At 54.4% G+C, this 10,876-nt stretch carries 7 protein-coding genes and 2 pseudogenes; 4 read left to right on the forward strand and 5 right to left on the reverse strand.

Annotated features, from left to right (window positions below; genetic code table 11):
• On the reverse strand, positions 1-559 hold a 559-nt coding region (locus JHC09_RS16645; RefSeq protein WP_199532898.1), incomplete at its 3' end, for a transposase.
• A gap of 59 nt (positions 560-618) precedes the next feature.
• On the opposite strand from JHC09_RS16645, the pseudogene JHC09_RS16650 reads away from it, so the two are divergent.
• Positions 619-1,413: pseudogene (locus JHC09_RS16650) on the forward strand (IS3 family transposase); the annotation flags it as partial.
• 70 nt (positions 1,414-1,483) lie between these two features.
• Here JHC09_RS16650 and JHC09_RS16655 read toward each other — a convergent pair.
• Positions 1,484-1,707: pseudogene (locus JHC09_RS16655) on the reverse strand (helix-turn-helix domain-containing protein); the annotation flags it as partial.
• A 756-nt stretch (positions 1,708-2,463) separates the two neighbouring features.
• On the opposite strand from JHC09_RS16655, the gene JHC09_RS17240 reads away from it, so the two are divergent.
• The 3 genes from JHC09_RS17240 (at position 2,464) to JHC09_RS16670 (ending at position 8,339) form a co-directional block, all read left to right on the forward strand.
• Positions 2,464-5,718 (forward strand): autotransporter outer membrane beta-barrel domain-containing protein, encoded by a 3,255-nt coding sequence (locus JHC09_RS17240; protein WP_199532900.1) that lies wholly within the window; start codon positions 2,464-2,466, stop codon positions 5,716-5,718.
• A gap of 183 nt (positions 5,719-5,901) precedes the next feature.
• Positions 5,902-6,795, forward strand: coding sequence for an IS481 family transposase (locus tag JHC09_RS16665; protein ID WP_199532904.1), 894 nt, complete (start codon positions 5,902-5,904; stop codon positions 6,793-6,795).
• 230 nt (positions 6,796-7,025) lie between these two features.
• Entirely contained in the window at positions 7,026-8,339 is a 1,314-nt protein-coding gene (locus tag JHC09_RS16670; RefSeq protein WP_199532901.1) for a sugar transferase, read from the forward strand.
• A 282-nt stretch (positions 8,340-8,621) separates the two neighbouring features.
• Here JHC09_RS16670 and JHC09_RS16675 read toward each other — a convergent pair whose 3' ends face one another.
• From JHC09_RS16675 to JHC09_RS16685, 3 genes are all read right to left on the reverse strand, one after another.
• Complete coding sequence (locus JHC09_RS16675; RefSeq protein WP_199532902.1) at positions 8,622-9,425, reverse strand: glycosyltransferase family 2 protein; 804 nt, start codon at positions 9,423-9,425, stop codon at positions 8,622-8,624.
• Positions 9,422-10,159, reverse strand: a complete 738-nt coding sequence (locus JHC09_RS16680) for a glycosyltransferase (RefSeq protein ID WP_199532903.1) — start codon at positions 10,157-10,159, stop codon at positions 9,422-9,424. Before JHC09_RS16680 ends, JHC09_RS16675 begins: the two co-directional genes overlap by 4 nt.
• Positions 10,160-10,754: 595 nt before the next feature.
• Positions 10,755-10,876 (reverse strand): IS3 family transposase (locus JHC09_RS16685; RefSeq protein WP_210338189.1); only part of this gene is annotated, 122 nt, incomplete at its 5' end.

The raw sequence follows: 10,876 nt of genomic DNA on the forward strand, positions 1-10,876 counted from the left end.
CGGCACTGTCGGCTTTATCAAGTTCGGCTAGGTAATACGCGATGCTCTCTTCGACACGAGCCTTCCGTCGCGCCAGCTTGCCTTTGGTGTAATTCTTCTCGTGCGTGTTCATTGCGCGAAGACGCGACCCATCGATGGCCACGACACTACCCGCAACAAGGCCAAGGGCCCGGCAGGCGCCAACGAAGCGCTGACACGCCATCTGGATCGCGCTGGTATTGTCATGACGGAAGTCGGCGATGGTCTTAAAGTCTGGCGCGAGTTTGCCGATCAGCCACATCAGCTCGATATTGCGATCAGCCTCCCGCTCCAGCTTCCGGCTCGACGTCACCTGATGCAGATATCCATAGATGTAGAGCTTCAGCATCGTACTCGGCGCGTAGCCGGGCCTGCCGGTTAATGCCGGTACAACTCGGGCGAAACCGAGCTGAGCGAGATCAAGTTCATCAATGAAAGCGTCGATCGCTCGAACTGGGTTGTCGGGGGCAACGTAGTCTTCGAGGCGAGCCGGCAAAAAGCTCGCCTGATCTCGGTCTGCGGCCTCAACGAAACGTCCCATCTGGCACCTCCGAAGCAGTCCCAGATCATAGCATGTTCAACAGTTTTCGCACAGCCTCGAACCGTATCCCGACCGGTGTCCAAGACCAAGTCATCGAGATGGCTCTGGAGCACTCCGAGCTGAGCCCGCGGGAACTGGCGGTTCGCTTCACCGATGAGAGGGGCTATTTTATCTCAGAAGCCAGCGTTTACAGGCTTCTCAAGGCCCATGATCTCATCACCAGCCCCGCTTACGTCGTGATCAAGGCGGCCAATGAGTTCCACACCAAGACCAGCCGTCCCAACCAGATGTGGCAGACCGATTTTACCTATTTCAAGATCATCGGCTGGGGCTGGATGTATCTCTCCACGGTGCTGGACGATTACTCCCGCTACATCATTGCCTGGAAACTGTGCACGACCATGCGGGCTCAGGACGTCACCGATACGCTGGACTTGGCATTAGCAGCTTCAGGGTGTGATCAGGCGCATGTGCGGCACCGGCCGCGCTTGCTGAGTGACAATGGCCCCAGCTACATCGCTCAGGATCTAGCCGGCTATATCGCAGCCAATGACATGGAGCATGTGCGAGGCGCGCCGCTTCATCACCAGACACAGGGCAAGATCGAGCGCTGGCACCAGACGCTCAAGAACCGCATTCTACTCGAGAACTACTTCATGCCCGAGGACCTCGAAAGCCAGATCGAGGCCTTCGTTGAGCACTACAATCATAAGCGCTATCACGACAGCCTCGACAAAGTGACACCCGCAGATGCCTACTTCGGCGGAGGACCTGCCATCATCAAAAGGCGTGAAAACATCAAACGCAAAACAATCCAGCATCGACGCTTGATGCACCATAGGCTTGCCGCATAACATCAACCGAACAACGAGCAGTGCTCTCCGCTAATCACAGCGCAAATCTGAGCCAAAACATCTGACGACGGACCTTCTCCTTGATCTCGATCGGCGTCCGATTGGCGTGCCATTTCGGAAGCGGGGGCGGTTTACCAAACCTGAACCACCATGCTTTCGGTAGGCTGCTTGCCAGCGGTAGAAGCTGCTGCGGCCAATACCAAAATAACGACAGGTCTTGGAAACATCACCAGCCTGGTCCGCATGTTGAATAATGCGAAGCTTGCGCGCGATCTCGCGCTGATCCTTGTTCATGACCACCTCCTTGTCCCAAAATTGGGAGCTTATCGGAGATATTCCGCGAGTACCGGCATATCTGCAATCGTAGGGTGTTTGATAGTCATTGTCCGGCGGCCCATTGAGCAAGAGCAGCTGTCGTAGGGCACGCTCCACCCGCCCCAATGATTAACAGATGTTAAATCGGAGGAGTCCCAATACAACTCCGCTGCAAATGGGTGCAAAACTTAATTCTGTCATCACGGCAGATGTTTACTAGCATTTTTCGCCAGGAATTGGGCAAAAAATACGCAAAATTGAACACGACCCATTAGTGCGACCAGACGAAATCCCCTCAAAACGCATTGCGTAAGCGGATGTAAGGGAAACAGTTCACCTCCCCTGACCTCCGCTCAGGGTAACTTCTACAGCCCTCCCCCCCTGAGCCTCACGCCGGCATCGTCCGGGCGGTTTCACTACCCAAAATCAGTTTTGGGTGGGGATGCCGCTTGTCTTGTTCTGCCCGGGCTGCTCGTAAACGCTTTAGGGGCCCTTATGAAGGTTCTTCACTGTTTCGCTTCCGCATCGTTTCTGACGACCACGGCGCTCGTGTCTTTGCCTTTCATCCATGTTAGTCCAACGCTTGCCGCGTGCCGAACGTCAGAGACAGGCATACGCTCCACCGCGGACTCATCGTGTGTTGCAACGAAAACTGAGTTCAACTCCGCTAATCAGTATCCCATTTGGGCCTCTGATAACTCAGAAGTTCGTTTCTAGCCTGGTGCGGATGTCTCGGTGACAAATACCTCTACAGCAAATAACGCAACATTGGTGCGCGCGGATTCTGGCGGCACCGATGGCAATGCTCGGATAAGCATTGATGGTAACTTCATTGGTACCCACAACTCTGCCGCAACAAACTCTTGGGGAATCGATGTTTTGGGCCGTAACGCGGCAATTTCTATACATGGCGATGTCCGTATTACCGGTGAGAATGTAACTGGCATCCGAGCAGGGCGACTCAACAACGGCGGTGGCCGCGTCAACATTGACGGCATCTATTACTTCGTTGGCGGGGGGCGCGGTGTCGATACGCGCGGCCAGAACGCAGTGGTCAACCTCGGCAGTGGCGCCCACATCGAAAGCTCCGAGACGGGATTGTTCGCTGAAGACGGTGCGAAAATCTATGCCCAGGCCAATGCTGGCTACGTCGGAAACACTGACAGGAACTCGAGCATTGTGATTGATGGCGTCCCCCTGGTGGTTCGCATCACGGGCCGTGCAAATTCTGGGGCAGCCGCCATAACGGCTACCTCCAAGACGGGCAGTGCCATGGTGCAGCTGTCGTCAACCGTCGCTTCCATCGAAACAGACGGAGAAAGAGCTCATGGGATTTATGCGCGTTCTCGGCAAGGCGATGCAGTTATCGAGTTGGCTGGCGGCTCAATCCGCACTGGCACGAACGCGCCGGGCAATAATAGCGAAGGCCTTTTTGCGCACGTTGACGGTGGAAATGGCAATGCTACGACTCGAATGTCTAGCGGTAGTATTTCGACCAATGGCAAGGATTCAGACGGGATCGTAGCGCTTGTAAGTGACGACAACATAACGCGCAGCCTCCCTGGTAACGCCAGCGTAGAGTTTTCCGACGGCGAAATTAACACCAGTGGCGACGGCTCCGCCGGTATCGTGGCGCAGACCGACATCGCTCTCTTCGGTAGCGAAGGCAATGCGCAGGTGACGCAATCTGGTGGTGTTATCCGCACCCAGGGCAACGCAGACGGCAATGATCTGAGCGCCGGTATTGTGTCGATCGCGACCTCGCTGGGCAATTCGACGGTTACGCAAAGCGCGGGGAGCATTGACACCTCAGGCTCCCACGCTCATGGCATTTATTCAGGCGCAGGAGGCATTGTACGGGTTGAGCAAGGCGCTGGCAGCACTATTCGCGCCACTGGCACGGATTCATATGGCATTCGTGCTGTAGCGCAGGACACATTTTTCGGTGGCGAAAAAGACTACCGTGTCGCGGTCGATGGGCATGTCGAGGGTGGCAGCGGTTCGGGCGCTGGCATTTCAGTGTCAGGCAAATCAGGTGACATTCTCATTGGCTCAGCTGGCGCGGTAGCTGCCGCTTCAGGCGTCGCCATTATCGACGAGGTTGGTCTAACCAATATCACCAATGGCGAAACCCGGGTATCCAGCTTTGGACGTGTGCTAGGCGACATTCGCACTGGGCAGGGCAATGACAGCGTCCGTCTCCACGCCGGAAGTGTGACCACCGGCGCAATCGTGCTCGATGATAATACCAACTACGGTTCGGACGGTCTGGAAATCATCGGCAATGCTGATGTGTCGGGCGTGACCACACTTGATGGAGGCGACGATGTTTCTGATGCTGATGGCACAGTTGATCGGCTGAGCTTTATCGGCGGTTCTCGAGAAATCGCCGGCGATGCCGTCCTCAATTTTGAACAAGTGGTTTTAGACGGCACGGGGCTGCGGCTCATTGGCCCGGGCCTCACAGTGGGCAGCGGGACTGCAGAGCACAACGGCCAACCGATGGGGCTGTCGGTTCTCTCTGGCGCAGAGCTCTCAATCGTGCCAGATGCATTCGCCATCACCGGCAATGTGACCAATTCCGGCATTATCTCGCTGATGAATGGCGCTGCGTCGAATGTTTTGACGATTACCGCAGATGCCGCTGGCCCAGCGGGGGGCACCGGCATTCTCAACGGCACCGGCGGCACAGTTCGCATGGAAGGTGTGCTTGTAGGCAATGACTCGCTGGTTGACCGTCTGGTGCTCGACGGTGGCGGCGCGATTGGCGTCAACACGCTGTCCATGACCAATCTGGGCGGCGGCGGTGCTCTCACCACTGGCGACGGCATTTTGCTCGTTGATGCGATCAATGGTGCGACCACAGAGCAAGGCGCTTTTGTGCTGCCGGGCATGGTCATGGCGGGACCGTTTGAGTATCGCCTTTTCCGCAGTGGCGCCGGTGGCATTGACAATTGGTACCTGCGCTCCGCGGACACGCGCTCACCAAATCCCGATCCAGATCCAACCCCGCTTATTCGCCCGGAAATCCCCGCCTATGTGCTCGCTGCCGAACTGGCCTATCGCATGGGGATTGTTGAAGTTGGTACCTTTAACGAGAGACGCGGCAATCTCGCTATGCTGAACGCCAATGGCGAACACCGCATCTCGCCCATTTGGCAACGCGCCTACGGCGAAACCAGCAGTTTTGGGAGTGGAGCGGTATTGGAAGGCAATGGCTTTGACTTAGAGCCTCGCTTCGAAGGCGCCATCATGGGCTATCAGATTGGCTCCGACCTGTGGGGGCACCAAGATGAAAACGGCAGTGAGCATCGCGCCGGTTTGTTCTATTCCATGGTCACCGGCTTCGGCCATACCTATGGCAATATCAGCGGCGAGCAAGATGCACGGGGCAGCGCCCTCTCCCTCAACTCACATGGTCTAGGCGGCTATTACACCTACACTGACGCGGCAGGATTTTATCTCGACGCTGTTGGCACGGTGAGCACGCTCTCAGGCGGCGTCTATTCGGGCACTGGCGTGCAGGCCGCTATCGACGGCACGGCTTGGACGGCCTCCATCGAGGTTGGACAGGATATGGTACTGGCCGAGGGCACGACCCTGCAACCGCAGGCACAATTGATCTGGAGACAGACCAATCTGCATTCGGTCGCAGACCCGGTGTCCAATGTGGACATTGTCGATATTGGTGAGTTCACCGCTCGTCTCGGTTTGCGGCTAGAAAATAGCCACAGTTGGGACGACAACGACCTAACCACGCATGTGGGTGTCAATCTTTGGCATACGGTGGAGCATGCCAATTCGGTCAAGGTGGGCGACTGGCATTTGCACGGACGCAATGGCGGCACCTCGCTCGAGGTCAACGCGGGCGCTACTGCGAAGGTCAACGACACCACCCGCATCTTCGGCAATGCCAGCTATACCCAGTCGCTCGATCACTATTCAGAGCCGAGCGTCGCCTTCCAAGGCGGTTTCAAAGTCGCATTCTGACAATCTTTAAGTGTCGCTCAGAAGAGCGGCACTTATCCCCCTTAGGCACCTGTGAGACAAGTGCACCCGCCTCCGACGATCCCGTGTAAACGTCAGCGACCGCCCCAGTTCAAAGTTGTAGATATGTCGGTACTCGCGGGACATCTCCAATAAGCTGACATTTGTTGAGCTAAGGAGGTATTCCTGAACCAGGAACAACGTGAGATTGCGCGCAAGCTTCGTGTTCTGAGGCACGCAGAAGATACGGGTCAGGTCGCCAAGACCTGTCGATACTTCGGCGTCAGCCGCAGCAGTTTCTACCGGTGGCGTGTTGCCTATCTGAAGCTCGGTGAGGCCGGTCTGGTGAACCGGCCGCCAATCCCAAATTTGCATGCTAATCGCATACCAATCGAGATCGAGGAGAAAGTTCTCCACCTTCGCAGCAAGTATCACCTCGGCCCAATGCGGATCGTCTGGTATATGGCCCGATACCATGGGATTAAAATCTCAGACGCCACGGTCTCGCGGATGCTTAAACGCAATGGCGTCAATCGGCTGCCGCGCGGTACCCGTCTGCGCAAGGTGCACACCAAGCGATACAACAAGCCGGTTCCCGGCCACCATATTCAGATGGACGTCAAGTTCCTGACATTTAAGGGGGAACGAGGCGAGAAGGTTCGGCGCTATCAGTTCACTGCCATCGATGATGCGACCCGGGTGCGAGCGCTCAAAATCTACCAGAAGCACACCCAGGCAAGCGCGATCGATTTTGTTGACCACATCATCAATACTTTCCCGTTTCGAATTCGCGAGATCCGAACCGACAATGGCCATGAGTTCCAGGCCAAGTTCCATTGGCATGTCGAAGACCAAGGCATCCGCCATGCCTATATCAAGCGCAGTACGCCGCAATTGAACGGCAAGGTCGAACGATCGCACCGGTCAGATCAACAGGAGTTCTACCAGCTGCTCAGCTACAAGGGCGATGTTGATCTCGAGGCGAAACTGAACGAGTGGGAACGGTTCTATAACTTCGCCAGGCCGCACGGCGCGTTCAACGGAAAAACGCCTTACGAGGCCCTCCGAGAAAAGCTATAATCAGACCGAAAGATGTCCCGAAAGCACCTACAGCTTACACCTCCCATTCAGTGCTCACTGCATGTGTCTTGAAGCACCAGGATTATAAATCGACAAGATAGTACAGTTCAGCATCTGGTCGAATGTGTCGAGGCAATTGCATTGGAGGACCAGGACAGCTAGATGTGCGAGTAGCGGCTCTGTTGCACCCGAATAGAGTGCCAGCAACACGTGTAATTAGGGCTACCAAAATGTACAACCGACGCAAGGCGACAGGTTCCAGGGAACAATACCCCGCGCGCGACCTTTCCTACGTCGTTACCCAAGGCGGGCGGCTGCGCAGCAACCGATATCTGCATGAGCTTCGAGAGTTCCTCTGGCCTACAACTCTAGCAATCATCCTTCTTGCCGTATGCTATATTATTGTAATTACGCGCTCTGGTCGCAGCGACTGGAACAATATCCTTATCGCTGCCGGAGGTATTGCTGCCGTTCCTGTTGCATCTGCGGCCATTTTGGCGGGCCTGCGCCGCCACAAGTCGGCCATCGTCACGTCCAGCATCTTGACGATCGGTCTCTTTAGCGTTGCGGTCAGTCTTCTCTCGGGCATGCGAATTTCGATGAGTTATCAGGGGCTGGCAGCTTGCCTTCCTGCTATGCTGCTGGTGATGGCCTATGCCAACATTCGGTTTCAACGCACACTCCGCACACAAGTCGCTCTGGCGAACTTCGCGGGCGCGGGCGAGGTGTCCAATGAATTGGGTGGGGTGCCCATTGTACATGAAGTTTTGGACGACCTACCTGACATTGAAGTTTTGCTAATCGACCCACGAGAACACCATAGCGAACTCTGGTCGAATCTTTTGGCGACGGCCTATCTGCGCGGCATCGAAATAATGCCTTGGACGACCTACCGAGAAATTTTGCGTGGGCGGCTCGATGTAGGCACCTTCGAGATTTCTCATCTAGCCTATACCTCCGACCAGCTGTTTTACACACGCTGCAAGCGCTACTTGGACATTATAGCGGTTCTGTTATCCTTGCCTGTCACCGTACCAGTCGCCGCGCTCACTGCGCTCTATATTGGCTTTCGAGATGGCTTCCCTGTGATTTTTGTGCAGCTTCGGCGCGGCTATGGGGGCCGCCGTTTCCGCATGTACAAATTTCGGACAATGTACAAGGGCAGTGAAGGCGGCTCAACAAGTCACAACGACAATCGCGTAATCGCGGGCTGTCACCTCATCCGCAAGCTTCGCTTCGACGAACTCCCCCAACTCTTCAACATTCTGCAGGGTGACATGAGTCTCATTGGCCCGCGTCCAGTTGCCGAATATGTTGCGCGTAGTATCTCGACGGTAGAGCCCAAATATCAGCTTCGTTCTCTGGTCCTGCCCGGCATTACCGGCTGGGCACAAGTTCGTTCAGGCTACGCTGCCACTACCGAGGAGGAGATCGAAAAGCTTTCCTACGACCTCTATTATATCAAACATTTATCGCTCGACCTCGACCTGTTAATTCTCTTCAAAACCATTCGCACGGTAGTGTTAGGCATCGGCGCGCGCTGAATAATAATCATGAGAAAAAGAGCTACGTCGACGACCTATAGCAGGCGCGCGCCAGTTCTATTGCGACATTAGACGAGGGTTGAGCAACAGGTTGCCACTCCCGAACATAGCCATCGAGGGTTGATAGCCTAGTCAGGAGCGCCGCCTCATCGTACTGAAATCCTTCCATTCGGCAATGGCACTGTGGGGAGCGTCGAGCCCTATCAGGAGGTTACCATCTGCGCCAATAGCTCAGGCGACACCAAAATTAACCCCAAAGATATCTACAGAATTGGAGGATGCTCACAATATTGTTGTCCGCAGCGGCCTCGATGGCCTAGCTCTAAAATGATTATATGCAGCCCCAAGCATGGCGCTAAGCCAATACCAGGCCGCCCTGAGGACCGGGATATCTTCTTGATCACGGTATATTCGCCAAACTGAAATGGCAGCACTCTTTTTAGCAGAAGAACGTGAGGTACCGACGATCCGATAGAAACCCAACACCTCGTTCAATCGACGAGCCTTAACGTCATTTCCCTTTAAAAGACGAGACCAGGCTTGAAAATCCTCCGCCAAATTTGCTGTGTCCTCCGGAAATGATGGGTCGGCGCATTTTGTCCGGTCGATCACTACACTCAAGCAACCAACGCCTCTGCGCTTGTGCAACGTCACCCAGTCTAACCTATTTGGCCCCTTGACCGACCGACCAATGCGCGTTCCATCCTCTGATAGGTGAACATAGTCGTGATAGCTGAAGCCCACGCACTCCTGCTGCATGAACTTCAACTGTCGCTCAAGTTTTTCTGGCACCCAACGATCATCTGCATCGAGAAAAGCAACGAAGCGAGTATTTGCGGCGGCAAGTCCCACGTTTCTCGCCCTTGATGGACCACTATTGCATGACAAACGGATCAATTTGACACGAGGATCGACCGCAGACGCAGCCTCCACCTTTCCCACTCCATCGTCAGTAGAACCATCATCAACAACGATGTGCTGCCATCTAAGAAGTGTTTGAGCACGCATGGTATCCAATAGACCATCAACCCATCGAGATGAGTTATATAGCGGAGTGATGACAGAAACTATTGGAGCATCGTTCATCTGTGCCTTGCCCTGATGGCACGTCGCACCACCTTAGGAATAAATAACTTCACAAAAGCGGACCCGGCAAACTTAATCGCCTCTTGAGTACAATCGTTTCTCAGCAGACTGATAAAAATTTCTCTATCACGCAGGTAGCGCTTGTTAGAGGACACTCCATCCATCACGAATTCAACCGAACCTCTAAGGTTGCTCGGAAGCTCCGTCAAACCACGGGGGAATTCTCTAATAATCAAGTCAAAATCTGCTGAAATCAAATAATTAGTATCGTATGCCTGATGGGATTGCGGAAAGATTATACCTTGGTGGCAATACCCATATCCATACACACCAATGGCCGCCATCCATGTTGCTCCATGCTGTTCGTCAACGAAACGGACAGGCAACAAACATGGCTCCACCATCTCCTCGTAGGGATTCCCATGCACCGTGTCACCGGAGTTCAAGTAGTGCACGAGGTCGCCTGAAGCCCTACTTCTACCCTTATTCATGGCGTCGTAAATGCCGTTATCACTTTCGCTGATCAGAATTAGGTTCAAAACATTCCCGAATGATCGAGCGATATCATCACTTTGATCTCCGGGATTTCCATTCACAACTACAACTTCAGAAGGATGGCTTGGTAGCGAAGAAATAGATCGAAGCGTCCTACAGAGACCGTCATAATCCTTGTACGTCACCGTAACTACTGATGTACTTTTCATCGTCCGCTTTGATAATGTAATTTCTGGCAAAACCCCACACCGATTACGCAGTCTAGAGCAATTGCATCGGCTCGATTTTACCCTTCTCTTGGCTCGTTCACAAGTGGAGTGGGTTCCAGATGCCGAATCGAGTTTCAAAAAGAATAGCCCTTTATGTGCGGACGTTTTCCCTAGTGAAGTACAACATGAGCCATATATGGCACAGGTAGCCTATACAATAATTTTATAACGTGCGGCGTGGCAGTGAGTAGGTCTAAGTCATACGGTTTCGCCCCAGGAGGGACGCCCCGCCGGCCGACTGCCCGCCCCGCACCAGCTAAACACCCTTAGTTTGCTTCGTTTAAGTCGCTTATTTACGGCAGCCACATGGGCAAATTCGACCGAACACGCACCAATCCAGCAAAAGGGCGAAATGTTCGCCGTCCTAGCCCAGACAACCAAGGGAGAGCGAACCTCCAACCTTACAACGTCCGCGACGAGCAAGGGCGCCTATTAGCCGCTTAGGCAAGCAGATCACGTGTGCGATCATAAGGGGCCACCCTCGCTATCGGCACCCTAGCGCCATAAATTACATCTCATAGTCAATCGCGCTTACTGAGCTGCTGCCGGTTCGGTGGACACACGGTTAGGCTAACTTAGCTTTTTCTTCGTAGTCTACGGGGCTCAGATAACCCAGTGTAGAGTGCCGGCGCCTCGGGTTATAGAAGCGCTCGATATAGTCGAAGACATCGGCCTTGACATCGTCCC

Source organism: Devosia sp. MC532, assembly GCF_016461625.1.
Lineage (GTDB): Bacteria > Pseudomonadota > Alphaproteobacteria > Rhizobiales > Devosiaceae > Devosia.

What these genes read in the sequence shown, in the direction of transcription:
- JHC09_RS16675 (WP_199532902.1), bottom strand. Translation starts at nt 9,425, where the DNA reads ATGAACGATGCTCCAATAGTTTCTGTCATCACTCCGCTATATAACTCA.
- JHC09_RS16670 (WP_199532901.1), top strand. Translation starts at nt 7,026, where the DNA reads ATGTACAACCGACGCAAGGCGACAGGTTCCAGGGAACAATACCCCGCG.